Source organism: Pedobacter sp. B4419, from assembly GCF_059693725.1.
The window spans coordinates 1,064,595-1,090,544 of sequence record NZ_JCASSL010000001.1 but is presented as its reverse complement, the minus strand read 5'-3'; the positions used below and the strand labels follow the sequence as shown (position 1 = coordinate 1,090,544).

General features: G+C 40.8%; 24 protein-coding genes. 5 read left to right on the top strand and 19 right to left on the bottom strand.

Going from position 1 to position 25,950, the window contains the following annotated elements:
- Positions 1-11: 11 nt before the first annotated feature.
- Complete coding sequence (locus tag AC570H_RS04415) at positions 12-3,023, top strand: glycosyltransferase family 117 protein (protein WP_497352106.1); 3,012 nt, start codon at positions 12-14, stop codon at positions 3,021-3,023.
- Between the two features lie 62 nt (positions 3,024-3,085).
- Here the strand turns inward: AC570H_RS04415 and AC570H_RS04410 are convergent, their stop codons facing one another.
- The 5 genes from AC570H_RS04410 to AC570H_RS04390 all read right to left on the bottom strand — a co-directional run bounded on the left by AC570H_RS04410 (position 3,086) and on the right by AC570H_RS04390 (position 6,820).
- Positions 3,086-3,283, bottom strand: coding sequence for a cold-shock protein (locus tag AC570H_RS04410; RefSeq protein WP_497352104.1), 198 nt, complete (start codon positions 3,281-3,283; stop codon positions 3,086-3,088).
- Positions 3,284-3,373: 90 nt separating this feature from the next.
- Positions 3,374-4,009 (bottom strand): peroxiredoxin, encoded by a 636-nt coding sequence (locus tag AC570H_RS04405; protein ID WP_497352102.1) that lies wholly within the window; start codon positions 4,007-4,009, stop codon positions 3,374-3,376.
- A 56-nt stretch (positions 4,010-4,065) separates the two neighbouring features.
- Positions 4,066-4,989 carry a DUF72 domain-containing protein gene (locus AC570H_RS04400; protein ID WP_497352100.1) on the bottom strand — a complete coding sequence of 308 codons (924 nt, stop codon included), beginning with the start codon at positions 4,987-4,989 and terminating at the stop codon, positions 4,066-4,068.
- Between the two features lie 178 nt (positions 4,990-5,167).
- Positions 5,168-6,247 (bottom strand): S1C family serine protease, encoded by a 1,080-nt coding sequence (locus tag AC570H_RS04395; protein ID WP_497352098.1) that lies wholly within the window; start codon positions 6,245-6,247, stop codon positions 5,168-5,170.
- A gap of 6 nt (positions 6,248-6,253) precedes the next feature.
- Entirely contained in the window at positions 6,254-6,820 is a 567-nt protein-coding gene (locus AC570H_RS04390; RefSeq protein ID WP_497352096.1) for an RNA polymerase sigma factor, read from the bottom strand.
- A gap of 280 nt (positions 6,821-7,100) precedes the next feature.
- Here AC570H_RS04390 and AC570H_RS04385 point away from each other — a divergent pair, with 280 nt between their 5' ends.
- The 4 genes from AC570H_RS04385 to AC570H_RS04370 all read left to right on the top strand — a co-directional run bounded on the left by AC570H_RS04385 (position 7,101) and on the right by AC570H_RS04370 (position 9,779).
- Positions 7,101-7,301, top strand: coding sequence for a hypothetical protein (locus AC570H_RS04385; RefSeq protein ID WP_497352094.1), 201 nt, complete (start codon positions 7,101-7,103; stop codon positions 7,299-7,301).
- A 91-nt stretch (positions 7,302-7,392) separates the two neighbouring features.
- Complete coding sequence (locus AC570H_RS04380; RefSeq protein WP_497352092.1) at positions 7,393-7,611, top strand: hypothetical protein; 219 nt, start codon at positions 7,393-7,395, stop codon at positions 7,609-7,611.
- A 136-nt stretch (positions 7,612-7,747) separates the two neighbouring features.
- Positions 7,748-9,094, top strand: a complete 1,347-nt coding sequence (gene purB / locus AC570H_RS04375; protein WP_497352090.1) for an adenylosuccinate lyase — start codon at positions 7,748-7,750, stop codon at positions 9,092-9,094.
- Between the two features lie 133 nt (positions 9,095-9,227).
- A complete protein-coding gene (locus AC570H_RS04370) occupies positions 9,228-9,779 on the top strand; it encodes a NifU family protein (protein WP_497352088.1) in 552 nt (183 codons plus the stop codon).
- A gap of 52 nt (positions 9,780-9,831) precedes the next feature.
- On the opposite strand, the gene AC570H_RS04365 is transcribed toward AC570H_RS04370, so the two are convergent.
- The 14 genes from AC570H_RS04365 to AC570H_RS04300 all read right to left on the bottom strand — a co-directional run bounded on the left by AC570H_RS04365 (position 9,832) and on the right by AC570H_RS04300 (position 25,902).
- On the bottom strand, positions 9,832-10,431 hold the full coding sequence (locus AC570H_RS04365; RefSeq protein ID WP_497352086.1) for an XAC2610-related protein: 600 nt from the start codon (positions 10,429-10,431) through the stop codon (positions 9,832-9,834).
- A 21-nt stretch (positions 10,432-10,452) separates the two neighbouring features.
- Positions 10,453-11,241, bottom strand: a complete 789-nt coding sequence (locus AC570H_RS04360; protein ID WP_497352084.1) for an inositol monophosphatase family protein — start codon at positions 11,239-11,241, stop codon at positions 10,453-10,455.
- Position 11,242: 1 nt separating this feature from the next.
- Positions 11,243-12,397 (bottom strand): prolipoprotein diacylglyceryl transferase, encoded by a 1,155-nt coding sequence (locus AC570H_RS04355; RefSeq protein ID WP_497352082.1) that lies wholly within the window; start codon positions 12,395-12,397, stop codon positions 11,243-11,245.
- A gap of 186 nt (positions 12,398-12,583) precedes the next feature.
- Complete coding sequence (gene mtaB, locus AC570H_RS04350; protein WP_497352080.1) at positions 12,584-13,906, bottom strand: tRNA (N(6)-L-threonylcarbamoyladenosine(37)-C(2))-methylthiotransferase MtaB; 1,323 nt, start codon at positions 13,904-13,906, stop codon at positions 12,584-12,586.
- Positions 13,907-14,158: 252 nt separating this feature from the next.
- A complete protein-coding gene (locus AC570H_RS04345; RefSeq protein WP_497352078.1) occupies positions 14,159-14,755 on the bottom strand; it encodes a hypothetical protein in 597 nt (198 codons plus the stop codon).
- A gap of 129 nt (positions 14,756-14,884) precedes the next feature.
- Complete coding sequence (locus tag AC570H_RS04340) at positions 14,885-15,451, bottom strand: UbiX family flavin prenyltransferase (RefSeq protein ID WP_497352076.1); 567 nt, start codon at positions 15,449-15,451, stop codon at positions 14,885-14,887.
- A gap of 212 nt (positions 15,452-15,663) precedes the next feature.
- Positions 15,664-17,289 (bottom strand): NADP-dependent glyceraldehyde-3-phosphate dehydrogenase, encoded by a 1,626-nt coding sequence (locus AC570H_RS04335; protein ID WP_497352074.1) that lies wholly within the window; start codon positions 17,287-17,289, stop codon positions 15,664-15,666.
- Between the two features lie 3 nt (positions 17,290-17,292).
- Complete coding sequence (locus AC570H_RS04330) at positions 17,293-18,867, bottom strand: MFS transporter (protein WP_497352072.1); 1,575 nt, start codon at positions 18,865-18,867, stop codon at positions 17,293-17,295.
- A 183-nt stretch (positions 18,868-19,050) separates the two neighbouring features.
- Complete coding sequence (locus tag AC570H_RS04325) at positions 19,051-19,713, bottom strand: beta/alpha barrel domain-containing protein (RefSeq protein ID WP_497352070.1); 663 nt, start codon at positions 19,711-19,713, stop codon at positions 19,051-19,053.
- A gap of 4 nt (positions 19,714-19,717) precedes the next feature.
- Positions 19,718-20,737, bottom strand: a complete 1,020-nt coding sequence (locus tag AC570H_RS04320) for a PfkB family carbohydrate kinase (RefSeq protein WP_497352068.1) — start codon at positions 20,735-20,737, stop codon at positions 19,718-19,720.
- A 1-nt stretch (position 20,738) separates the two neighbouring features.
- Positions 20,739-22,139 carry a glucuronate isomerase gene (gene uxaC, locus AC570H_RS04315; protein ID WP_497352066.1) on the bottom strand — a complete coding sequence of 467 codons (1,401 nt, stop codon included), beginning with the start codon at positions 22,137-22,139 and terminating at the stop codon, positions 20,739-20,741.
- A gap of 194 nt (positions 22,140-22,333) precedes the next feature.
- Positions 22,334-23,146, bottom strand: coding sequence for an SDR family oxidoreductase (locus AC570H_RS04310; RefSeq protein ID WP_497352064.1), 813 nt, complete (start codon positions 23,144-23,146; stop codon positions 22,334-22,336).
- Positions 23,146-23,976, bottom strand: coding sequence for a 5-dehydro-4-deoxy-D-glucuronate isomerase (gene kduI / locus AC570H_RS04305; protein WP_497352062.1), 831 nt, complete (start codon positions 23,974-23,976; stop codon positions 23,146-23,148). The genes AC570H_RS04310 and kduI overlap by 1 nt, the downstream gene beginning before the upstream one ends.
- Positions 23,977-24,168: 192 nt before the next feature.
- Positions 24,169-25,902, bottom strand: a complete 1,734-nt coding sequence (locus tag AC570H_RS04300) for a glycoside hydrolase family 88 protein (protein ID WP_497352060.1) — start codon at positions 25,900-25,902, stop codon at positions 24,169-24,171.
- Between the last annotated feature and the right edge of the window lie 48 nt (positions 25,903-25,950).

The window sequence follows — 25,950 nt, the reverse complement described above, 5'->3', positions numbered from 1 at the left end:
AAACTCAACTCATGAAGAAATTCGAACGAATCAATAACATTGCAGGTTTTGTGATCTTAACAATTGCTGTTATTGCCTATTGGCTTTGCATGGAGCCTACCGTAAGCTTTTGGGATTGTGGCGAATTTATCGCTGCTTCTTTCAAGCTTCAAGTTGGCCATCAGCCTGGCGCACCTCTATTTTTAATGATCGGCAGGTTGTTTTCTCTATTTGCCACTGGCGATTTGGGTAAAATAGCTTACTGGGTAAATTTTGTTTCCGTGTTATCAAGTGCCGCGACTGTGATGTTTTTGTTTTGGAGTATCAATGCCATTGCCTTAAAAATCGTGAGAAAAGGCACTGAAGAGCTTAAAGCTACCCAAAGATGGAGCATTATTGCAGCAGGTGCCATTGGCGCATTAGCTTATGCATTTTCTGATACGTTTTGGTTTTCGGCAGTAGAAGCCGAAGTTTATGCCATTTCAACACTCTGCACAGCCATCGTTTTTTGGGCCATATTGAAATGGGAACAGCAAATGAACGACAGATGGATCCTATTTATCGCTTATATGATCGGTCTTTCCATCGGTATTCACTTGTTAAGCTTGCTGGCCATTCCAGCAATCAGTTTGGTTTATTACTTCAGGAAACAAGAAAATCCAACTTTTTGGGGTGTTACTAAAGCTTTTCTTATTGGTTGCGTTATTTTAGGGATAGTTCAGTTTGGAGTTATCCAATATTTTGTATTGTTCGCCTCTAAATTCGACCTCTTATTCGTGAACAGTTTTGGCATGAGCTTTGGTTCAGGTGCCCTCTTTTTTCTGGCCCTATTTGCCTTTGTTTTGGGCTATGGCATTTATTACAGTATTAAAAAAGGCTTCTACAAACTTAACCTGAGCTTGTTGAGCCTGGCTTTTGTGGTATTCGGATTTTGCTCTTACTTTATGATCATCATTCGCGCCAATGCCAAAACAGATATTAATCTTTCCAATCCCGATACCCCGGTTTCGTTGTTCAGCTATTTAAGCAGGCAACAATATGAAGATAAACCGCTCCTCTATGGCCAATTTTTTAATTCAAAACCTGTTGACACCAAGGAAACCGGTGTTACCTACAGAAAGGGCGATAGAACATACGAGGAAAGCGGAAAAACCTATAAAAGGGTTTATGACAAAAATACGCTCTTGCCCCGTACCTATAGCGATAAGCCAAGCCATGTGAGCTTTTACCAAAGTTGGATGGGCCTTCCCGATGGACAAACACCAACGTTTTGGCAGAACCTCAGCTTTATGAACAGTTACCAAATGGGTTTCATGTACTGGCGCTATTTTTCTTGGAACTTTGTTGGCCGCCAAAACGATGAACAGGGACAAGGCGCTATCCACCAAGGAAATTGGCTCAGTGGCATTAAACCTATTGATGCCCTGCATTTAGGGAATCAGGACAAACTGCCCGCCAGTATTACCGCAAATGCTGGTTACAACTTATTTTATGGCCTGCCTTTAATATTGGGTTTGTTGGGCATTGTTTATCTCTACAGAAAAAACAAGAAGGATGGTTTAGTAGTAGCTTTGCTGTTTTTCTGTACAGGATTGGCCATTATCCTTTACATCAACCAAGATCCTTTGCAGGTGCGCGAACGTGATTATGCCTATGTGGGTTCGTTTTATGCCTTCGCCATTTTAATTGGCATTGGTGTATTGGCCGTCAAAGATATGCTGGCCCGCTTAGCTTCCAGCAAGGTAAGTCTGGCCTTGGCGAGTACGATTTGTATGATTGCCGTACCTGTATTAATGGCCGCCAGAGGCTGGGACGATCATAACCGAAGCGGAAAAACTACGGCTTTGGATATGGCTAAAAACTATTTGAACAGTTGCGAGCCCAACGCCATTTTGTTTACCAATGCCGATAATGATACCTATCCGCTTTGGTATGCGCAAGAAGTAGAAGGCATTCGCACAGATGTAAGGGTGATTTGTCTACAGTTTTTAGGATCTGATGCCTTTTTAGACCAAATGAAAAAACAACAGAATCTCTCTGCCCCGCTGCCCATTAGCATGGTGCACAGCCAATACAAAGAAGGCGTAAGAGATTACCTGCCTTATGTGGATTACGGTCTTAAAGACAGTGTTGAACTGAGCGATTTGGTAGCGATACTTACTTCGGATAGCCAAGAAGACAAAATTCAGATGAACGATGGCAGCTATGAAAATTTTCTGCCTACGCAAAAGCTAAAACTGAAAATAGATCCTGCCCAAATTTTAGCAACCAAAACCGTGGCATTGGCCGATAAAGATAAAATTGCGCCACAAATGGAATGGGAATTCAAGAAAAACTATGTTTTGAAAAGCGATTTGGCCATGTTCGATATCATCGTGCATAACCAATGGAAAAGACCCATCTATTTTGCTACATCAGTTTCTGACGATACCTACATCGGTTTAGACAAATACATGTACATGGAAGGCTATGCCTATCGCCTATTGCCCTTAAAGCCTAATACCGACCCTAATGCCGACAAAACAGAGCAAACCAATAATGCATTAGCCTATAAGCATTATAAAAACTTCGAGCTAAGCGGCTTTAAAAAGGCAAAATATATCGATCCAGAAAGCAGACGTGTTTTGCAAGGCACTTGGTCTTATGCCAATACCTTAAGCGCAAATTTAATACGCGAAAATAGTATTGCCCAAGCCAAAGAGGTGATCAATAAAAGTGTAAAAGAGCTGCCTCTTCAAAACTTTACCATCATGGATACCCTGAACAAGGTTTCTTTGGTGCAAAATCTTTATATGGTTAACAATAGCGAACAGGCTAACAAAATAGCAAAAGAAACCACCAGTTTCTTGGCACAGGAATTTGAATACATCCTTTCGCTAAAACCAGAAGAACAACAGGCCTTTATCAATGATATTAGACGAGGCATGTATGTATTGCAAAGCTTAGACAAGCTCACAGAAGACCACAAGCAAATCAACCTGAATAAAACGCTCAAACAGCAACTTAAAGATTACGAAACCCGATTTACAAGCAGCTTGAGCTAAAAGCAAAAGCCTCCGGACGTGAAGTCGGGAGGCTTTTCTATGTAAAAAATTTTTAGACCAGACTAGGCTTTTTTAACGTTTACAGCTTGTAAACCTTTTTTGCCTTCAGCGGTTTCAAATTCTACCTCATCATTCTCTTTAATCGCATCTATTCCCCCCACAACATCTTTAAAGTGAACAAAAATTTCTTTGTTGCCGTCATAGATGATAAATCCATAACCTTTTTGGGTATTAAACCACTTTACTTTTCCGGTACTCATAAAAATTGTGTAATTGTATAAGATGATTATTAAATAGTTACAGAATTAAAGTTAATTACAAAAAATTCAAAAAGAAATATTATTTGAAAATTACTTATTAGGTTGTGGCGTAGTACGCAAATAAGGCTTAATTACCTGATGGCCCTTCGGAAATTTCGCTGGAATATCCTCGGTTTTGATGCTGTTCATTACAATTACGTCCTCCCCGTCTTTCCAATCAGCAGGTGTAGCAACACTATATTGGGCGGTTAGCTGCAATGAATCGATAACCCTGAGCACCTCTGTAAAATTCCTTCCGGTAGAGGCCGGATAGGTAATCATCAGTTTCACTTTTTTATCGGGTGAGATCACAAACAGTGATCGTACCGTCATTGTTTCAGAGGCATTAGGGTGGATCATATCATAGGCATCGGCAATTTTCTTGTCCTGATCGGCAATGATTGGAAAATCTACCGTTGTATTTTGGGTTTCGTTAATGTCTTTGATCCAGCCCTGGTGCGATTCGGCCGAATCAACGCTCAATGCCAAAACTTTTACGTTTCTTTTATCAAATTCAGATTTGAGGGAAGCGGTTCGGCCCAGTTCCGTAGTACAAACCGGCGTGTAATCTGCCGGATGCGAAAACAGCACGCCCCAACTATCGCCCAAATAATCATAAAAGTCTATCTCGCCGATAGAAGTTATAGCTTTAAAGTTCGGCGCCGTATCTCCAATTCTTAAACTCATGGTTCTGGTTTTTAGGTTAAAAAATTAATTGTATGCAGTGAAGTTACTAAACTGAATTAAAACAATCCTCCTTGTTGTGTAATAAATTTTATGCGGGGCAGGCTGCTTTTTAAGTGTTTGTTAAATTCCTGAATGGTGTAATCTGCTATCAAAGGGGTATCGGCTTCATCATGCTGGTGCAAAAAGAAATAGATATTTTCTAAGCCCTGGTCTAGCCAGCTCTTTAGTCTCTTTACCCATTCATCTACCCTAGCCTTATCCGAATCGAGATATTTGCCACCATTGCCTACAAATCGGACAAAAGCATTTGGCGTAGGCAATTCCATGTGCAAACAGTCTCTTCGGCCACTGGCATCGGTAATGGCTGCCCCTTTGTTTAATTTGGCCAACAGACTAAATAGTTCTTTTCTAGCTCCGCCTTTAAACCAATCGGGATGCCTTACCTCAATGAATACTTTTAAATCTTTAGGCAGCTTTTCTAGGTAGTTGGCCAAAACCTCAATGTTATTTGGTCCGAAATTATCGCTGACCTGTAAAAAGCAAGGGCCTAAATATTGGCCAAAGGCACTAATGGCCTTGATGTACTCGTCGGTGAGATAATCGGTATCTTTTAAGCGCTTGATATGGGTAATGGTACGAGAAAATTTGGGGCAGAACATAAAATCGGCATCCGTATTGGCTTTTACCTGTTCCGTCCATTTTAAGATCTGTTCTTCTTTGGGGATGCTATAAAAAACAGCATTCAACTCTATGGAATTGAAATGCTTGACATATTCGCCTAGAAAATCGGCTTCTTTCGTTTTTTTAGGATAGATGAGTTCTTTCCATTCCTTTCGGCCCCATTTGGCACAGCCTACATAAAACTGAGGATCGGCAACTGGTTTGAGCTTTGCAAAGGTTAAACGAGTTTGTTCGCCATCGGGTGGCAAGGTAAAATCTATCGTATTGATTGCCTCTTCGGCAACTCTTCCAAATTCCATAATTACTAATATTAATCGGCCTAAACGCTCATTTAAAACGTCATGTTGGACCTGATCCAGTACCTCATCTCGAAAGAGACCCTGAATCGGGGTTTAGAATGACGCAGTGAGAATAAAAACAAAACCCCGAAAACTACTTAAAGTTTCGGGGTTTTCAAATTTTAATATTTTGGGATTGTTAATATCCTTTAATCATGAAAACATAATCTTGGACTTTCGCTACTTGTCTATCACGTTCCAACCCTTGCAATGAGCTCTTTTTGCCATAAGCTACTCTTTTGCTCAAAGAATCCTGAGGAATTGAGTTTAAGGCTTCCATAATGTATTTAGATTTTACTGCGAATGCCGCGCCTTCTATTTTGTCTTCTCTGCCGTTGATTACCCCAACAATATTTCCCTTATTGTCTAATAAAGGCCCCCCGCTGTTGCCCGGGTTTACCGAAATGGCTACTTGATAAGCCAAACTATCGCCGTCAATTCCTGTTTTAGAACTTACATATCCATTGCCCAATACAATATCGTCTTTAGGATAGCCCAAGGTATACACCATTTCTCCAACGGCTGTACTAGTCTTTTTTATACTATATGGTAAAGCACCTAGGTTTCTGAAAGAATTATCGCTTATTTTTAAAATAGCAATGTCATTGATAGGATCTGTATAATATGCTTTGGCTTTAAATGAAATACCTTTGCTGTTTTGGATATAAATCGAATCAGCGCCTTTAATTACATGGTAATTGGTTAAAATGTAACCATTACTAGAGATAGCAAAGCCGGTACCTCCAGATTTGGCGGGTGTTACATTTTGCTTACGGCCTTTAACATTAGCAATATCTTTTATAAGATTGCTTTGTGAAGCTTTGATTTGAGACACATCTCTGCTCATTGCTTCAAAACTGCCGTCTTGTTTTCTTTGTCCAAGAATTACAATACTAGCCAAAATCAGGAATGATGCGGCAACCGCAATAGCTGATCTGTTGTTGCGCCACATCCTTACAATTCTTGAAGGATGAGGTTTCACTTTCTCGCTAATGGCTGCTACATCAATTTGCGCGTGTGCGGCATCCATTTGTTCTTTCAATAACAAAACATTCGCGTACTGCTTCATCGAATCCAAAAATACCTTATGGGCAACAACTTTATGGTCAACAATGGGGTCATTGCTTCTCAGTTGCTCAAAGGCATTACGCTCTTCGGCGGTTAATTTGCCGTTAAGGTAATCTTCAATAATCGATTCTAATTCTATCTCGTTTCTCATTGTGTATTATGGTTGAAAAAACAACTTTTTTAATCGTTGCAAACATTTATACTTCTGTGTTTTGGCATTATCTGTATTGGTGTAGCCAAATTTTTCACAGATATCCTGCATGGACAGATTATGGATATAAAAATCCTGGATAATCGTTTTGCAGGGTTCTCCCAAACTCTCTAAGGCCACTTTCATCTTGTCGAACTGCAAGTCTTTTTGCTCATGCTGCTCTACGTCGTCCTCTATGGCCAGTACATCTTCAAAATCGGCGATGTTATTAGTCTTTTTGCTTTGCTGCGTCAGTTTTTTTAACCAGATGCGTCGGCTTACCGAATACAAATAGGTCTTTAACTTGCTGCTCAGCTCAAAGTTGCCGGTTTTTATTTTATTATATAATACAATGATGGCCTCCTGATACACGTCTTTCGCATCGTCTTCGTCACCATTGTTATTCAAAATAAATTGCAGCACCATCGGAAAATAGGCTACATACAACTTATTTAAGGCTTCTTCTGAGTTATTGAGTATACCTAATACTACTTCTCTATCTGTTGGAACTGAACTGCTTAACTTAATACTCACCAATTAATACATTTAAACGTGAATGGTAACCCAATGATAGCCAAAAAAAATATTTTTTGTCCCTAGCGGCTATTTAAAATTCATTTAATAATTTTCAAATAGGCTTTTCATGACGGTTTTCTTATCAATTTCGCTTGGCCTACAACAGAACAACGTCAAGCTTTAATACCAAATTGTGGCAATGGTAACCTATAAAAAAAATAAAAAAAAATTCGGGGTCACCTTTTAAAATTTCGTGCATTAATGACAAAAACCTATTCATCATTTAAACGAAAACAACATGAAAAATTTATTTAAATTCGGCTTTTTAGCCTTGGCTATCACTGTATCGTTAACCGCCTGCTGGGAAAAAACCAAACCTGTAGATGGAGAAAAATCTCCTGTCGACAGTACAAAGATCGACTCGCCAAAAGTAGATTCTGCCAAAATAGATTCATTAAAAACCCCTGTTGATTCAGCGAAAAGCGCAGAAAAAAAATAATTTTAACTTTTTTTTACATTTGCCGGGTTACCTTTTTACCTTTGCGGTATTAACATGTAAAATTAATTAATTATTTAAACAGAAAATTAAAATGAAAAACTTATTCAAATTTGGCTTTTTAGCTCTAGCATTATCTTTATCAGTTGTAGCTTGTAACTCTGAGAAAAAAGCAGACGCAGCAGATTCAGCTAAAATCGATTCAGCTAACATGGCAGTAGATTCAGCTAAAGCAGCAGTTGATACAGCTAAAGCAGCAGTAGATTCAGCTAAAGCAGCAGTTGATACAGCTAAAGCAGAAGCTAAACACTAGTCAATAGCGAAAATTATAAAAAAGCCTTGGAAAATTTCCAGGGCTTTTTTGATTCTAGGCATTTTTTAGCGCATCAGCCTATCATAAATGCCTGATAAATGCTACCTTTGCGGCTGTATCAATTTTCCAAATCAGTATGAATTTATCTCCGCTCCAGGCCATCTCTCCAATTGATGGGCGTTATAGAAAAACAACCGACAAGCTAGCCGCTTATTTTTCTGAATCTGCCCTGATCAAATATCGAATTTTTGTTGAGATCGAATATTTTATAGCCTTATGCGAAGCCAAAATTCCAGGCTTAGAGCAATTTGATGCTTCACTTTTTTCAAAATTGCGCAGCATTCACGAGCAATTTACCGATGTAGATGCCCAAGTGGTTAAAGACACCGAAAGCATTACCAACCATGATGTAAAAGCAGTAGAGTATTTCATTAAAACCAAATTTGATGAACTTGGCCTGCAAGCCTATAAAGAATTTATCCATTTCGGCTTAACTTCTCAGGATGTAAACAATACCGCTATTCCTTATAGTTTTAAAGTAGCCTTGGATGAAGCTTATTTCCCTGCATTAACCGAACTGATCCAAAAAATAAGCGACTTGGCCAAAGAATGGGCCGATGTGCCGTTATTGGCGCATACCCACGGACAGCCAGCCTCGCCTACCAAATTGGGCAAAGAATTTATGGTTTTTGCAGAGCGGTTAAATGTACAGCTCAATAGCCTGAAAGCCATTCCGCACAGCGCGAAGTTTGGTGGCGCAACGGGAAACTTTAATGCACACCATATTGCCTACCCTCAAACCAATTGGGTTGATTTTTCAAACAACTTCGTTAATCAGATCTTAGGTTTGAACCGTGCACAGTACACCACACAGATCGAGCATTACGATCAGTTTGCCGCACAATGCGATGCCTTAAAGCGCATCAACAACATCATCATCGATTTAGACCGCGATATTTGGGCTTATATTTCTAAAAACTACTTCAAGCAAAAGATCAAAGCTGGCGAAGTAGGCTCATCAGCTATGCCACACAAGGTAAATCCGATAGATTTTGAAAATGCCGAAGGAAATGCCGGTGTTGCCAATGCCTTGTTCGAATTTTTCGCTGCCAAACTGCCTATTTCTCGCTTGCAAAGAGACTTGACAGATTCGACTGTATTGAGAAATATGGGTGTACCAATGGCACATACCATCATTGCGATCAGTTCTACCCTAAAAGGATTGAACAAAATCATATTGAACAACGAAGCCATTGCTGCCGATCTGGAAAACAATTGGGCGGTTGTTGCCGAAGCCATTCAAACCGTTTTAAGAAGAGAGGCTTATCCAAATCCATACGAAGCGCTGAAAGCATTGACCAGGACCAACCAGAAAATTACTGCCGAAACCATGGCCGTTTTTATTGATGAGTTGGATGTAAACGATGCTATTAAAGCCGAGTTGAAACAGATTACGCCATTCAATTATACTGGAATATTTTAAGGTAAAAGGCAGAAGGTTGAAGGCGAAGGATAGACGATTTCTTTGTTAATCAATTCAATTTGCTTAAATTGACCTAAATCAGACAACAGTCTAACTGGATTTGATTTATTTTTGTAATCTAAATTCACAGACAATGACGATCAACGTATATACAGAACAGACGCCTAACCCGGCTACCATGAAGTTTATGGTGAATAAGCTTTTGATTAATGGCAGCGAGGATTTTGCGACAAAAGAAAGCGCCGAACACTCTCCTTTTGCAAAAGAACTGTTCAAGTTTAATTTTGTAAACGGCGTGTTTTTTGCAAGCAACTTTGTGACCATTACCAAAACCGAAGATGCGGATTGGAGTGATATCGAAGCCATTTTGAAGGAATTTGTAAAAGGTGCGGTTGAGGCAGAACTGAAGATCAAAGAAAATACCGCAGAAGAAGCGCCAAATTTTGAAGGCAGCGACATCGAGGTGAAGATCCAACAAATCCTGCACGATTATGTTCGTCCGGCAGTAGAGCAAGACGGCGGTGCAATTAGCTATAAATCTTTTGACGAGGGCGTAGTAACTGTAGAATTGAGAGGTTCTTGCAGCGGTTGCCCGTCATCAACCATTACTTTGAAATCGGGTATCCAAAATTTATTGCAACGCATGGTCCCTGAAGTTAAAGAAGTAGTTTCTGAAGCACTTTAAAAATAATTGTTAAAACAATTTAAAAAAATACAAGGCCCATTTAGGGCCTTTTTTATTGCTTCTGTTTCAGGGTTTTCTTGATTTTTGCATCTAAGTCCAGGTCTTCTGTATCTTCAAAAGACTTCCCTATTTGGTATACTTTATTGGCTTTATTGATACGATAAAGGCTATAATAATTCTCTCCTGCCAAACCATAGCCCACAATTATCTTATACTTTTGGTTATAAGTAGGATTAGGAATTTCTTCTTCGAAGCCTTTCACTTTGGTGAGCGTATGTTTTTTGGGGTCGATCAGATAGAGCAACTGGTAAGAATTGCCACCACGCACACCGCTTCTTACAAAAAAAGTCAGGTCTTTTATGCCATCATTGTTATAATCGACATATTTAAAGTCTCTTTTGGATTTGGTAGAGTTTTGGGTTTCTTTCCAATAAACAACTTCGGTTTTTCCTTCTTTCCTGCCAAAGTAAATGTTGATGTTTTGTTCGTTCCCATCATCATAATGCTCAACAGCTAACACATAGCTTTTATCTCCAAATGGGTAGGTATATTGCCAATTATCTTCAGAATGGTTAAATATCTTTTGCTGGCTATGGGCAAAAAAAACAAAGCCAATCAAGAGCGGAATTAAAATGCTAATCGGCTTTTTCATATTGATTGGATTGGATTAAAATCAGAAGTACTTCTTGATTGTGCTCAGTATTTCTTCGGTAACCTGGCCGTTGGTAGCCAATACTTCCCGGGTTTCGAAAATTTCCTCTCCGCCCGAAAAATTCAGGATTGTTCCTCCGGCTTGCTGCACGATAAAAGCGCCGGCAGCTACATCATAAGAGTTAAGGTTATACTCAAAATAGGCATCAAAACGACCACACGCTACGTAAGCCAAATCGACCGCGGCAGAACCAATCCTTCTCAGGCCATGGCATTTCTGCATCATTTCAGTAAATAACTGGATGTATTGAGGCTGTTTGTCAAATTGGTAATAGGGAAATCCGGTAGCCAACAGACATTTAGAAAGATTGTTGTTCTGAGAAACGTGGATAGGTTTATTGTTCAAATAAGCTCCACCACCTTTATAAGCCGAAAACATCTCTCCCCTATTGATTTCGTAAACTACACCAATTACCGGCTTGTCATCTTCATAAAGTGCAATACTGATCGAATAGGTTGGTATGCCATGAATAAAATTGGTAGTTCCATCTAAAGGATCGATAATCCAGGTATAGGTTTGGCCCTTGCTGTTTTCAGTTTCTTCTTCGGTAATAAATCCAGCTTCGGGCAAGATCTTGGTCAGGTTTTTAACAATCTGTTTCTCCGCATTTTTGTCTACATAAGAAACCAGGTCATTCAAGCCTTTATATTCGATAGACTTGGCGTCGAAAGACATCGCTTCCTTACGAATAAAATTACCCGTTAAGCGGGTAACCGCTATTACCTTCGAGCATAATAATTCGTAATTCATGTTAGTAGTTTTTTAGTTTCTCTTTGTTTTTATTCGAATAAACAACGAGCGCCAATCCACCAATAAACAATAGTGAAGAAATCAATTCAGCCTGGGTAAATGGGACTCCGGCTACCACATATTTAGAGTTTACACGGATCAATTCGATAAAGAAACGCTCTACACCAGTTAACATCAAATAAATTCCGAACATCATTCCCGGCGATTTGATCTGTTTTCTGATCCTCCAAAGGAACAAGAAGATAAGGAAGGCCAATATTACTTCGTAAATAGGCGTAGGATAAACCGGATTGGCCAATTCATTGCAATACCTGCCCACGCAACCGGCAATAGGTTCGCCTTCTCTGGCCACGTTATTTGGATAAGTATAGGCCCATAACCAATCTGGCAGCCAAGTAAAAGGTTTTGGATTTAGATTTACAATGCCCCAATCGCCATCGCCAGCTAAATGGCAACCAATACGGCCAACACTATAGGCCAGCATCATGCCGGGTCCGCCAACATCAAGCATATGCAAAGGCTTGATTCCGTTTTTGCGGGCAATATACAATACAGCTGCACCACCGCAGATTAAGCCTCCATAAAAGGTTAAGCCAGTAAAGGCGAACAATCCACCCAATGGATCTTGGATAAAAGTATCCCAATGCTCCAGGTTATCAAAAATCTTAGCCCCTAAGAAACCCCATACGGCAGCCCAAACCACCATATTGCTCATGAGCTCGTGCGGGTGTACGGTTACATCAACTTCTTTTGGCTGTGGCAATTTCGCGGCTTCCTTTTCTCGATATGCCCAGTATACGAATACGGCGGCCAAGATGAGGCCACCCCATAAATTGCCTTTGGTAGAAATGAGCACACCTTGCTGGTCGTCTACGAATAGTTTATAATTAAGGATGGCGTAAAGTACTTTATAGCCAATGATAAACCCAAAAATACCGTTTGTAATCAATTCTGCAGCCGATGCAGGCTTGCCGATGGTCACCCTTTTTTTAACAGGGTGGATAAGTCCCAACGCTTCTTTTCTTTTCAGTTCTTTGGTAAAAGCCCAATAGGCGGCCACAAAAGCCAGTGCTACAAAAACGCCAAAAGTATTAAATGGAAGAGGCACATTGATGCCAAAAAGATCAGATAAAAAATGCGAAACGGTTGGAAACATATATCAAATGTAGTTTAGGCGAAGATAGGAAAAAGTTGCTAGTTTTTAGTCGGGAAGTCGGAAAGACAGAAGTCGGGAATCAAAGATCCGAACCATAAAATCGACATTGCGATAAGCAAAGCGAAGAAGTAATCTCTTTTGATAGGTTTTGGCAGAAAGTGAGAAGTCGGTGGTTTGGTTTGATTGCTAGTGGCTGTGCACCAACGTTTCGATTTCGGCTACTTCTACTTCGCCATCGGCAGAGATGTTGAGCAGTTTTACGTTTTTCAATTCGTTTACCATAATCGGATCGTATTTAGCCCTTACTTTCACATAGTTTTTGGTAAAACCATGCATGTAGCCATTTTTCTGATCATCTTCGAAAAGAACCTGTCCAATTTCACCAATTTGGGATTCGTAAAATGCTCTTCTTTTTTTGTCTGAAAGGATATGCAACATTTTATTGCGTTCGAAACGGGTACTGCCGGCTACTTTGCCTTTCATCGTGGCAGCTTCGGTTTGTTCGCGTTCCGAATAAGTGAATACGTGCAGGTAAGAGATATCCAATTCGTTTAAGAACTGATAAGTATCCAGAAAATCTTCTTGTGTTTCGCCAGGAAAGCCTACAATCACATCTACACCGATACAGCAATTGGGCATCACCTCTTTAATTTTTGCTACCCTTTCGGTATAGAGCTCACGTTGGTAACGCCTTTTCATCAGTCCCAAAATTTTGTTGGAACCAGATTGCAGCGGAATATGGAAATGTGGCACAAAACGTTTAGAGGTAGCCACAAACTCAATAATTTCGTTGCTGAGCAGGTTAGGCTCGATAGAAGAAATACGAATACGCTCGATGCCTTCTACTTCATCTAAAGCTTTTACCAAATCGAAAAACTTGTCTTGTCTTTTGCCTTCCCTAATGCCAAAATCGCCCAAATTAACACCGGTAAGCACAATTTCTTTTACGCCACTTTGTGCGATTTGCTGTGCACGGTTTACTACGTTTTCGATGGTATCGCTCCTGCTGCCTCCGCGTGCCAAAGGAATGGTGCAATAAGTACAAGGGTAATCGCAGCCATCCTGAACTTTTAGGAAGGTACGTGTCCGATCACCAATAGAATAAGCCGCAATGAAATTATGATTTACCTTTTCGATATGCTGTTGATGAACAACCGCTTTTGGGTTTTTGGTAAGATCGGTAATGAATTCTACGATCCTAAATTTCTCTGCAGCACCCAAAACCATATCCACGCCTTCAATTTCCGCAATTTCCTGTGGTTTTAACTGGGCATAACAACCTACAATAGTGATATAGGCGTTGGGCGCATATTTGAGGGCTTCTTTTACCACTTTCCGACATTTTTTGTCGGCGTGATCGGTAACAGAGCAGGTATTGATCACATATACATCGGCAGCGTCGGTAAATTCTACCACACTGTAGCCCGCATCGGTAAATAACCGACCGATACTTGATGTTTCGGAGAAATTCAGCTTACAGCCAAGCGTATAAAATGCGACCTTTTTCATTGAATTTGCAAAGATAGCAATTTTAGCTAAGAAGTTGGGCGTTTGGGCTTAGGCGTTGCGTGGTTTGACAGCTAGATAACAATTCTAATACTGTTCATTGGCTGATTAGTTTATTAATAGAGTTGTCATTCCAAGGCACGAGGAATCTCTTTTGGGATACTTTCTTAATTAGATCCTTCGCTTCGCTCTGGATGACAATTTTTATCGAGAGATTTGACAGCCTACCTTACACAGGCTAATAAGGCTATCAAGTTAACTCTTCAAATGTTTAAAATAGTAATTGTATTTTTTGATGTAGGCTCGCAGCATATCAAAACTGAAGCTTTTTTCTTTTTTAAAATCTTCCAGCAACTCTGGATAACTCTCGATCAGGCTATCGAAGTTTTTTTCTCTTTCCTCTCTTGAGCCACTTAACAATGCGCTTGTTTTTATTTCCAATAATTCCCCATTGTCTTTGCTGGCGTACCAAGTAACAGTACTTCCACCCCCACTCATTACGCCTCCCGGACGCATTGTTCCTGGGTAGGTAACGATGTACTTAAAAAGTTTGATTTTTCCATTTTCTAACAGTTCGAGAAATTCGGGGCGAGTTTGTTTTGCTATGGTTAGCGAAACATAATAAGTACTATCTTTTGAATTGAAATACTCTTTTAAGCTTTTGGCATCTAAATCCGAATTTTCAGATTTTCCATCTGCCTTAAATTTTAATCCTCCGAAAAGCGATTTTTTAATTTTTCCCTTTACGGTATCACCGGTAAGCGTAATGATATAGTCTTTTTGGGCCAACGTTTTGTTTGTAATCAATAAACTACAGAAAAAAAGAATAAAGGAAAGTAATGTTGTTTTCATTGAGGGTTAAAAGATTTTTATATTGTTTAATGAGAATTGGGACTTATTAGAAGAGATTGATTATTCCCACAAAAAACGGGATCGCAATGACGATTTATCATTCCATTTCCCCTCTTACATTTTTCATCCTTAGTCGTTCCACCTATAGCTTTGCTGCTCCAATCCGGCGAGGTCGATTACGCGGTCGATTACGGTTTGGGCCAGTTCTTCGATGGTTTTAGGCAGGCTGTAAAATGAGGGATTTGCCGGACAAATGATGCCCCCAGCCTCAGTTACAGCTTTGAGGTTATTGATATGAATGAGGCTAAAAGGCGTATCGCGCACTACCGCAATCAGTTTTCTTCTTTCCTTTAAAATCACATCGGCTGCACGAGAAATCAAATCGTTGGAAATGCCATGGGCGATACGGCCCAAAGTACCCATAGAACAAGGAGCAATGATCATGGTATCGAATTTGGCAGAACCCGAAGCAAAAGGTGCATTGAAATCCATTTTGGGATAGAAGGTAAAAGGATAATTGTCGTAGCTCGAATTGCCCAGCTCAAAACGCCATACTTCTTTGGCATTATCAGACATCACCACTCCTACTTTTTCGATCTGATCGGAAAGCTTAACTAAATTATCTAATAAGAGTTTGGCATAAATGGCACCACTGGCTCCGGTAACGGCAACGACAATTTTTTTATTTTGACTCATACGTAGCCAAAGATACGAAGCTTAAAAACAAAAAAGGGCCAGAAATAAATTTCTGACCCTACATCTACCTATGAAAAACATACCCCCGAAAGGGTAAGCCCAAATATAACGACATTTACTTAAAAAAGAAAGTTTAAACATACTTTTTTTAATTATAGTGTAAATGTGACACAAATGATACTTAATCTATAACTAAAATGCCCTTTCAAGCCTTAGAACAGGTATTTTGTGCTTAAAAAATTTGAGCTATTGCTGTCAATTATTTCGTTTAAAAGGTGTTTATTGTTCTCGTTTAGCTTAGTGGCTACCAAAGAGCGGATAGAAAAAGAGCGCAAAGCGTCAACAACCGACAAAGTTCCCTCTGCACTGTCCTTTCTTCCGGTAAAAGGAAACACGTCTGGACCACGTTGACACTGGCAATTGATGTTCACTCTGCTCACCTGATTTACCAAAGGATCGATCAAAGCGGCCACTTCATGATCATCATTACTAAAGATGCTTACCTGCTGTCCGTGTGTAGATTCAATCAGGTATTCGATCGTTTCTTCCAGGTCATCAAATGGCACTACGGGCACTACCGGACCAAACTGTTCTTCGGTGTACAATTTCATTTGGGCATTAACCGGATAAACGATTGCCGGATACACAAACGATTCGTTGGTCGCACCACCGTTTTCGTTAATGATTTTTGCGCCTTTCGAAATCGCATCATCCAAACATTCCTTCAAATAAGCTGGCTTATGTGGTTCAGGAAGTGGCGTAAGCGATACGCCTTCCTGCCAAGGCATACCAAATTTGAGCTTGGCTACTGCAGCAGTTAATTCTTCTAAAAATTGATCGGCCAAACTGCGGTGCACAAAAATGATCTTCAAGGCTGTACATCTTTGGCCGTTAAAAGAAAGCGAACCTAAAACAGTTTCCTGTACGGCCAGTTTTAAATCGGCCTTTGCCGTAATAATTGCCGCATTTTTTGCATCCAAACCTAAAATTGCACGCAAACGATTTACTTTGGGGTGCATTTTCTTTAACTCATTGGCTACCTTGCTAGAACCGATCAAGGTAAGCACATTGATTTTGCCCGATTCCATTAGTCCGGGAATAATTTTATTGCCACGGCCATAAATGGTATTCACTACACCTTTTGGGAAACAATTTTTAAATGCCTCTAACAATGGATAAAACAATAAAGTTCCATGTTTAGGTGGTTTGAATAAAATGGTATTGCCCATGATCAGGGCAGGAATTAGGGTGGTAAAAGTTTCGTTTAATGGATAGTTGAAAGGGCCCATGCACAACACCACGCCCAATGGCGAGCGACGGATCTGCGCTACAATGCCCTGCTCCATGGTAAAGCCAGAAGACTGGCGATCCAAATCTTTCAAAGCATCGATGGTGGCGTGGATATACTCGATGGTACGGTCGAATTCTTTTACCGAATCGGCATAGGTTTTTCCGATTTCCCACATGAGCAGTTTCACTACTTCCTGCTTTTTCTCGATAATCTGGTGCGTAAATTTCTCCACGTGCTCAATGCGATGTGCAACGCCCATTGTTGGCCATTCGCCACGGCCATTGTCATAGGCTTTAACAGCTGCTTCAAGCGCGGCCGAAGCTTCTGCCGCCTCGCATAGCGGATAGGTACCAATTACCTTTCGCTCTAAACCATTAGCCGTTTTTACGCATACTGGCGACAAAACTGTGTGTACTTCGCCATTCCAGGGCAACATTTGGCCATTGGAAAGGTACTCCCGCTGATTAACCTCTGCTTCTAACTTGAAAGCACTAGGTATCTCCTCTTCCGTGAGGAAAAGGTTGTCTAGTTGTTCTTTAAAACTCATGGTTTATAAATCGTTGATTACTTTATATTTCGGAACTAGTGATTTCATGATAGACCAGGCCAATAAATAGGCCACGGCACAAAAAGCAAACATAATGGTATAACCAATAGTCATATTCGACTGTACCAAAGGCTTTTGTATGGCCAATAGCTGATCGAACAATGCTGGATTGATTGCCTTTACCTTGTCTGCCACTTCTGCCGGTAATTTACTGAGCTCCATTGTAGCTAAATTTACCTTATCGCCATATTTGCTCAACAAACTCATAGAGCTGATTTGGTTTACAAAATCGCCGTTGCCCAATGCCTTAAACTTGGCAAAAGATTCGTCAATTCCTTTATGTGCATAGTTATCGAAAATCCAGCCACCAATTTTGGTAACCAATACGCCACCCATGCCACCAGCCATACCGCCAATACCAACTACAGAACCAATGGCTTTTTTAGGAAACATATCTGAAACGGTGGTGAATATATTGGCCGACCATGCCTGATGTGCCGAAGCGCCAACACCAATTAGCACGACTGGAATCCAATACGAATAATGGCCCAAAGGCTGCGCCAATAAAACCACTAGAGGAAAAATAGCAATCATAAGCATGGCTTTCATCCTGCCTTCGTAAACGCTATAGCCCTTATTGACAAAATATTTAGGAAACCAGCCGCCACCGATACTGCCTACCATAGTCATGCTGTATAATACAGCCAAAGGGATGGTAATATCTGGTCCTTTCATGCCATATTGATCTTTCAAATAGCCTGGCAACCAAAACAGGAAAAACCACCAAACGCCATCGGTCATAAATTTGCCAATGGTAAAAGACCAAGTTTGTTTATAGCCCAACAATTTGAACCAAGACACTTTTTCTTGTTTACTCGTATCAACCACTTGGTCTTCATCACTGTTGATGTAAGCCAGCTCTCCCGCACTTAAACGTTTTTGCTTTTCTGGGCTTTCATAAAAAATCAGCCAAAAGAACAACCACAAGAAGCCAATCGCCCCGATAATTTCAAAGGCAGTTTCCCAGCCCCAGTGCGATGCGATCCATGGCACGGAAATCGGGGCCAAAATAGCACCCACATTTGCACCAGAGTTAAAAATACCAGTAGCTAAAGAGCGTTCTTTTTTGGGATGGTACTCGGCTGTGGCTTTAATGGCAGCTGGAAAATTACCAGCTTCGCCAATGGCCAAAACAGCCCTTGAAAACATAAAACCTAGAATAGAAACCGGAACCGCAGTTAAACCCAATGTGGTAAGCAAAGAAGCCAAACTGCCACCAATGGTAATGGCATAGGCATGGATAATGGCACCGATAGACCATACAATAATGGCAATACCATAGCCCCACTTGGTTCCTAATTTATCTACAAATCGGCCTGCAAACAGCATGGCGATGGCATAAGTAAACTGAAATACAGCAGCTATATCAGCATAGTCGCTGTTAGACCAGCCAAATTGTTCTTCTAAGGTTGGCTTTAATAAACTTAATACCTGTCGGTCTAAGTAGTTTACGGTTGTAGCAAAAAACAGGAGGGCGCAAATGGTCCATCTGTAATTGCCGATTTTAACTTGGTTCATTTGATTTGGTTTATGTTGGTTGATTTGTGTTTTTAAGTTTTTTAGTTGCTTAATCGTTGGTGAAGAACCCCAATGATGGCTATTGTTTTTTCAAGCACTTGCTGGTGTTCTTCACCAGCAAGCCAATTGTGGTATTTATCTATCCGTTGGTGAAGAACACCAACGGTTGCTGTTGTTACACGTTTAAGGTTTTACTTTATTCACGATTTCCAGTGTTTTTGTAGTTAGCGAGAAAAGTGTTTCGTAATCTTTATTTTCAAGAATTTGCTTGCTGACCAGTTTGCTGCCCATGCCTACGGCACAAACCCCTGCTTTAAACCAGCTATCGATGTTGTTTTCTTCAATCTCTACCCCACCTGTGGGTACAAATAATTGTCCTTGGAATAATTCTTTGATGGATGAAAGATAGCTAGGCCCTAAAATATTGGCTGGAAACAACTTGATGATCCCTGCCTGATTTTGGTGGGCCAAATTAATTTCGGTAGGACTCATGCAACCTGGAATCCATAGCTTGCCAGCTTCATGAACGAGTTTGCCTACTTCCAAATCGACTACCGGACAAACTACAAAATCAGCATCAACTGCTAAAAATGCATTGAGTTCGGCAGTGTTTTTAATCGTTCCAATGCCCAGGAATAAATCCTGCATCTCGGTTTGCAATGCTTTTTTAATGAACTTGAAGTTCGCTAGCGCAGCCTCGCCCCTATTTGTATATTCGAAAACTCTTACACCAGCACGGTACAGGGTACGGATAATCTCTAAGCTTATCTCAGCATCTTCATAATAAAAGAGGGGCAATAATCCCTGGGTTTTGATGGCCTGTATAGCAGCTTCTTTATTTTTCATGATGTTATAGTGCTTGATGTTGTGCTTGGGTTTCTTTAATTTTTTCTACAGTTGCCGTGGTGCAATCGCTCAAAATGAACAATTTGTTAAAAGCGGCGGCTGTTGCAAAATCGACAATAGCTTGGGCTTGGTGATGATGATAAAAACCATAGATCAAACCGGCCATGTAGCAATCGCCACTGCCTACCTTATCTCGTATCTCTTCTGCTTTATATTCATTAGAAACGAACAGCTCTTCATTGGTGTATAAGGTAGTGTAATATTGGATGCCTTTTAAGTAATCAAAACGAAAGGTATTGGCTACCGATTGGCATTTTGGATAGTTCAATGTAATTTCTAGCGAAGTTCTTTCGGCCTGCGCCAACAAAGTTTCCTTATCGGCATTTTCTATCCCAGCCGGCAGACTGATGTTGAGCATTTTGTTGGCTGCCCAGATATTGCCCATGATCAGATCGGCATATTGAGCCAATTCAGGTACAATTTCTGCAGGTTGTTTACCATACTGCCATAATTTGGCACGAAAATTCAGATCGATAGAAATTTTGATGTTCCGTTCGCTAACTGCTTTAACGGCTTCTAAGCAAACATCGGCTGCTGCCTGGCTCAAGGCCGGACAAATGGTACTGAAATGAAACCAGCTGACGCCATCCAGAACTTTGTCCCAATCGATGGTTCCAGTTTGAAGCATGGCAAAGGCCGAATTGGCCCGATCGTAAATCACACCAGCATTTTTAAGGTCTTTCCCCTTTGGCAGGTAATAAAGGCCTATCCTATCGCCACCATGGTAAATGGCTGAGGTGTCTATGTTGCAGTTCTGCATATAGCCAATCAGCTGCTCCGACATGAAATTTTCTGGCAAAGCCGTAAAATAAGCAGACGGCACTTGCCACAAAGCGAGTGCAGTGGCCACATTCAGCTCGGCCCCACCTACATAAAAAGGCAGCTTATTTTCCTTTAGCCATTCGCCGTCACCATCAGGACAAATACGCAGCAACAACTCTCCAAAGCTCAGTACCTTTCCCATATTAAAAGTTAAAATAGGTTTTAGCGTTAGTATAACAGATGGCTTGGATTACTTCTCCCAACCACGCTTTATCATTTGGCAATTCACCGTTTTCTACGTCTGTACCAAACAAGTCGCATAAAATACGTCTGAAATATTCGTGGCGTGGATAGGACAGAAAACTTCTCGAATCGGTAAGCATGCCTACAAAACGGCTCAGCAGGCCCATGTTAGAAAGCGTATTCAGCTGCTTGGTCATTCCATCTTTTTGATCTAAAAACCACCATGCCGAACCCCATTGCACTTTTCCTGCCACAGTACCATCATTATAGTTCCCAATCATGGTTGCCATTAATTCGTTATCTGCCGGATTTAAATTGTACAAAATGGTTTTGGCCAAGGTATTGCCCGAATCCAATTTATTGAGGAATTTAGACAATTGTTTGCCTTGAACAAAATCGCCGATCGAATCGAAGCCTGTATCTGGACCCAATGCGGTAAGCAAACGGTTATTGTTATTGCGCAAAGCACCCAAATGATATTGCTGCACCCAGCCTTTTTCATGATCCCATAAAGCAAAGCTGAACAACAAGGCCGACTTGAATTTTAGGTTTTCTTCGGCAGTTAAATTTTCGTTTTTCCTAATTTTAAGAAAAATTGCCCTTACTTCTTCTTCCGTATAATCTTCAGCGTAAATCTGCTCCAAACCGTGGTCTGAAACAGAGGCACCGTTACTGGCAAAATAATCATGACGAGCTTTTAAAGCGGCCAAGTAGCTGTCGTAATCAGCAATTTCCTTCCCGCTGATGTTGGCCAACTTATCAATGTAATTGTTCAGTCCGGCTACATCATCTGCATTCATGGCTTTATCTGGCCTAAATGCAGGCAACACCTGGATATCGCAATTGCTGTTTTTGATCTGTTGGTGATACTCCAAAGTATCTAGAGGATCATCGGTAGTGCAAAGGGTCTTTACGTTCATCATGCGCAATAAGCCTTGCACGCTATATTCCTTGGTTTGCAGCTTTGCATTGCACTCGTCGTATATTTTTTTGGCATTGGCCGATGACAGCGTTTCTTTAATGCCAAAATAGCGCTGCAGCTCCAAGTGTGTCCAATGGTACAAAGGATTTCTTAGGGTATAAGGAACTGTTTCTGCCCATTTTTCGAATTTCTCAAAATCTGAAGCTCCACCTGTAATGTAATGCTCGTTTATGCCATTGGCACGCATGGCACGCCATTTATAATGATCGCCATAAAGCCAAACCTGGGTGATGTTCTCAAAGTTTTTGTCTTCGGCAATTTGATCGGGCATTAAGTGGTTGTGATAATCGATTATAGGCATCTGCTTGGCAAACTCGTGGTAAAGGGTTTGTGCCGTTTGGGTCTGCAATAAAAAATTATCGTCTAAAAAGTTTTTCACGCTGTGGTTATAATTTTTCTAAGTTAGGTTCCTTAATTTGGTTCGCAACACCATATAAGTTTCATATTAGTGGGTTGTTTGTTAATTTTTTGGCCGATAATCCATGTTTCATGGTTAATGGCTGGAATTTATCTTGAGATGGCCTGTCTACCATGGGTAAACTTTTGTGTAGCGCGCATCGCAATGACGTTTAATTAAACCCCACTGAAAATCGAAAAGCCTCCATCTACGCAGATCATGGCTCCGGTTACAAATTGCGAAGCATCGCTCAATAGCCAAACCAATGCGCCTTTTAATTCGTCTGGATCTCCAAAACGTTTGAACGGGGTTTGTCTAATTACCGACTCGCCACGTGAAGTATAGCCGTCTGGCGTTGTTAACAGGTTACGGTTTTGTTCAGTTAGGAAAAAACCTGGCGCCAGGGCATTCATTCTGATTTTATCGCCATAACGGTTAGCCAATTCAACGGCAAACCATTGGGTATAGCAATCAACCGCAGCCTTGCCCATGTTATAGCCCAACACTTTGGTTACGGCCTTTTTAGAGTTCATGGAAGAAATGTTAACGATACTGCCTTTTCCAGTTTCGGCAATGGCTTGACCAAATACTTGTGTTGGAATTAATGTACCCCAAAGGTTCAGGTCGAGCACTTTTTTCATACCGTCCATTTTCATTTCAAAAATGTTTTCATCTGGCTGGAGCACGCCATCAGGCATATTGCCACCTGCCGCATTCACTAAGCCGTCAATCTTGCCAAAAGCTGCCAATACTTTTTCCCTGGCGGCGATCAATTGGGCTTCGTCCATGGCATCGGCCACCAAAGCAATGGCTTTACCCCCGTTTTTGTTAATGGCATCGGCTCTTTCATTGGCAACGGCTTCGTTTCTGCCTAAAATACCAACAATACCACCTGCTTCAACAATGGCGTTTACGAATGAATTACCTAAAATACCGGTACCGCCGGTTACTATAATTACTTTATCTTTTAAAGAAAATGATTGTTCCATTATTTAATATCTTTTACTGCTATTGTGTCCATATCTGCATAGTCGAGGTTCTCTCCGGCCATGCCCCAAATAAAACTGTAGTTCTTTGTGCCGCTGCCTGCATGGATGCTCCAAGTTGGCGATAACACGGCTTCGTGGTTGGCCACGATGATGTGGCGGGTTTCTTGTGGCTCGCCCATGTAATGAAAAACGCGGTGATCGTCATCAACATCAAAATAGAAATAGACCTCCATCCTGCGATCGTGCGTATGTGGCGGAATGGTGTTCCAAATACTTCCCGTAGAAAGAATGGTCAATCCCATTACCAATTGACAGCTTTGGATGCCATCTTTATGGATGTAACGCATAATTGTACGCTCGTTTGCCGTTTCTACAGCACCTAATTTTGCCGAGAAAACTTCTTTGTTCTGTACATAAGTGGTGGGATGACTAGCATGTGCCGGAGCCGACAAAATGTAGTACACTGCCGGATTGCTGGCATCTTTGCTGGCGAAACTTACTTCTTTTACGCCTTTGCCCAAATACAAACCGTCCAATTTAGACATGCTGTAGGTATGGCCATCAGCAGTGATTGTACCTTCGCCACCTACGTTAATGATGCCCATTTCTCTTCTTTCTAAAAAGAATTCGGCACGCAAAATTTCGTAATTGCCCAAGGCTACGGTTTGCTTTTCTGGCGTGATTAAGCCAGTTACCATTCTGTCGTAGTGCGAATACACAAAATTCGCTTTGTCTCTTTCCTTTAATCCATCCAATAAAAACCGTTCTCTGATTTTTTCGGTCTGATAGGTTTTAAAATCGTCTGAATGTACTGCTTGTATAATTTTCATTTTTTGTTGTATTGTTTTTCGGTAGTAATAAAGCCGTCATGAAATTTGCAAGTCTATGATGGGTTTATTACGCTATTTTCTTTCTTTTAATGTTTAATCAATCTCAATTCTACATAAATATTGTTAGTAAAAACGGGTTTGCAGTGCAATTATTTGCGCAATCGTTTCCGCTAAGTTCATCAATTGACGAGTTTATTTTTTGATCGCGTTTACCTGTTTAGCCAACCAATTTACCAATTCGGCGCCAGCCTTTAAATTATCATAACTGGCTGGCAATTTTCTGCCATCTACGTATTCGTTGTACAGCCAAGGATCTCCAATTACATAAACGATGCCTTTGCCATATTTGGTTACCGACATGACGTTGTCGCCATCTTTATCCTTTAAGACAGCTTGCGCAGGTGCCGTGAGTTTCAGGCTGCTGTATTCTTTGATAAATAGGTTGCTGGCTGTTTTAAAGATTTCATTTCCGGCAGGCACTACCACTTTTGCGGTTTCGAAATTTGTAGCTACAGGAACGGTTCCTTTGGTATCGCCATTGAAATGAACGCCAAACTTATTGGCCAACTCGTTAAAATGAGTCAACTCTACATTTGGTGCATCATTGCCCATCAATACCAATACGCCACCAGCTTTTACCCATTCGGTAATATTGCTAATCGATGTAGCATCGATAAAATTAGGTTTTGGGTTTTCTTTCTCAAAATCAGGGTCTACAATGATGTAAACGGAAGCTTCTCTTAAATTGGCCAAGGTTGGCGCCTGGTAAAGGGTTTGGGTTTTAAAACCGGCCAAATTGAATTGGGTTCCCCAAAACGAAAAACCTCCATTGGCCTGTTCATCCCATTTGTAATGCCAAGAGATGACATTGTTGCTTTGATCGGTTTTGGTTTCGCTGTTAAAGTAAGAATCGAGCAATACCGTTTTGCCCGGAACCAATTTAGGCGCATTCGCCATTTCTATTTCGTTACTTGCCAATAAGAAAGTACCTACGTCTTTTGGATCGTTGGTGATTGCTTTTCCTTTCAAGTTGATTTTCCCATTTCCACCTTGGCTTACAAATTCTTTTTGGACACCGGCATATGCTTTTTCTGCTGCCGTGAAATAAGTAGAAGACAGATAGCCATTGCGTACCGCTTTGGCCAGCGTATATACAAGCGTATTCGCTGCTGTAGCTTCCTCGTAATTGCCCTTGGCCTGTGGCTGATTTAAAACAGTTTTAGGATAGCGTGCCAAAATAGCCAACAAATCCTGACGCTTAGGATTGTCTAGCGGGAAATAATCGAGTACATCTACCAGCGCAGCGCCATACCAGCCCAATGTAATGCTCGATTTGCCTGCCGCTTTTTCTGTCTGAATAAATTGGTTGGCAATGTCATCGAATGCTTTTTGGTTGCCCACTAAGGCCGCATATTCTGCATAAAATGGTCCAGCCATATATAAAGCATCTGGTGAAGGGTTTACTTTGCTCGAAAAAACACCTTCTTTAGTTCTTGGTTGCTGCTGCAACTGATCCCATAACAAGGTAGCCGCCTTAAAATATTTGGCCTGTCCGGTTACTTTATACAAAGTGAGCAGCGAATGGCCGTTTTTAATGTTATCGATGTTGTAATCTGCCTGCTTGTAGCGGTTGATGGCCCCATCTTTAGTGACAAAGAAATCCATGCTTTTTTGCAGGTATTTATAATAGTCGTTGTTAGCCGTTTTTTTCCAAATTCCTTCAATGCCATCTAAAACCACGCCTTGCTGATAAGCCCATTCTACGGGTTTCGGCTTGGCTGGATCGAGGTTTAACGAATCTTTCCAAATTTCCATAGCCGTTGTTGCCATTTGTTGCGACAAAGGTTTGGTTTGGGCATTTGCCTGAAAAGCTAGACCTGCAAAGGCAGCTATTGCGATGTTTTTTAAAAGTGGATGTTTTTTCATCTGTTTATATTTTTTCAACATACTGTTCTGGTATTACAATGATCCTTA

Coding starts and splice junctions, on each gene's coding strand:
- AC570H_RS04330 (WP_497352072.1), bottom strand. CDS start 18,867: ATGAACCAAGTTAAAATCGGCAATTACAGATGGACCATTTGCGCCCTC.
- AC570H_RS04340 (WP_497352076.1), bottom strand. CDS start 15,451: ATGAGTCAAAATAAAAAAATTGTCGTTGCCGTTACCGGAGCCAGTGGT.
- purB (WP_497352090.1), top strand. CDS start 7,748: ATGAATTTATCTCCGCTCCAGGCCATCTCTCCAATTGATGGGCGTTAT.
- AC570H_RS04365 (WP_497352086.1), bottom strand. CDS start 10,431: ATGAAAAAGCCGATTAGCATTTTAATTCCGCTCTTGATTGGCTTTGTT.
- AC570H_RS04400 (WP_497352100.1), bottom strand. CDS start 4,989: ATGGAATTTGGAAGAGTTGCCGAAGAGGCAATCAATACGATAGATTTT.
- AC570H_RS04370 (WP_497352088.1), top strand. CDS start 9,228: ATGACGATCAACGTATATACAGAACAGACGCCTAACCCGGCTACCATG.
- kduI (WP_497352062.1), bottom strand. CDS start 23,976: ATGAAAATTATACAAGCAGTACATTCAGACGATTTTAAAACCTATCAG.
- AC570H_RS04410 (WP_497352104.1), bottom strand. CDS start 3,283: ATGAGTACCGGAAAAGTAAAGTGGTTTAATACCCAAAAAGGTTATGGA.
- AC570H_RS04415 (WP_497352106.1), top strand. CDS start 12: ATGAAGAAATTCGAACGAATCAATAACATTGCAGGTTTTGTGATCTTA.
- AC570H_RS04405 (WP_497352102.1), bottom strand. CDS start 4,009: ATGAGTTTAAGAATTGGAGATACGGCGCCGAACTTTAAAGCTATAACT.
- AC570H_RS04395 (WP_497352098.1), bottom strand. CDS start 6,247: ATGAGAAACGAGATAGAATTAGAATCGATTATTGAAGATTACCTTAAC.
- AC570H_RS04360 (WP_497352084.1), bottom strand. CDS start 11,241: ATGAATTACGAATTATTATGCTCGAAGGTAATAGCGGTTACCCGCTTA.
- AC570H_RS04380 (WP_497352092.1), top strand. CDS start 7,393: ATGAAAAACTTATTCAAATTTGGCTTTTTAGCTCTAGCATTATCTTTA.
- AC570H_RS04325 (WP_497352070.1), bottom strand. CDS start 19,713: ATGAAAAATAAAGAAGCTGCTATACAGGCCATCAAAACCCAGGGATTA.
- AC570H_RS04320 (WP_497352068.1), bottom strand. CDS start 20,737: ATGGGAAAGGTACTGAGCTTTGGAGAGTTGTTGCTGCGTATTTGTCCT.
- AC570H_RS04310 (WP_497352064.1), bottom strand. CDS start 23,146: ATGGAACAATCATTTTCTTTAAAAGATAAAGTAATTATAGTAACCGGC.
- AC570H_RS04335 (WP_497352074.1), bottom strand. CDS start 17,289: ATGAGTTTTAAAGAACAACTAGACAACCTTTTCCTCACGGAAGAGGAG.
- AC570H_RS04345 (WP_497352078.1), bottom strand. CDS start 14,755: ATGAAAACAACATTACTTTCCTTTATTCTTTTTTTCTGTAGTTTATTG.
- AC570H_RS04355 (WP_497352082.1), bottom strand. CDS start 12,397: ATGTTTCCAACCGTTTCGCATTTTTTATCTGATCTTTTTGGCATCAAT.
- AC570H_RS04300 (WP_497352060.1), bottom strand. CDS start 25,902: ATGAAAAAACATCCACTTTTAAAAAACATCGCAATAGCTGCCTTTGCA.
- mtaB (WP_497352080.1), bottom strand. CDS start 13,906: ATGAAAAAGGTCGCATTTTATACGCTTGGCTGTAAGCTGAATTTCTCC.
- AC570H_RS04385 (WP_497352094.1), top strand. CDS start 7,101: ATGAAAAATTTATTTAAATTCGGCTTTTTAGCCTTGGCTATCACTGTA.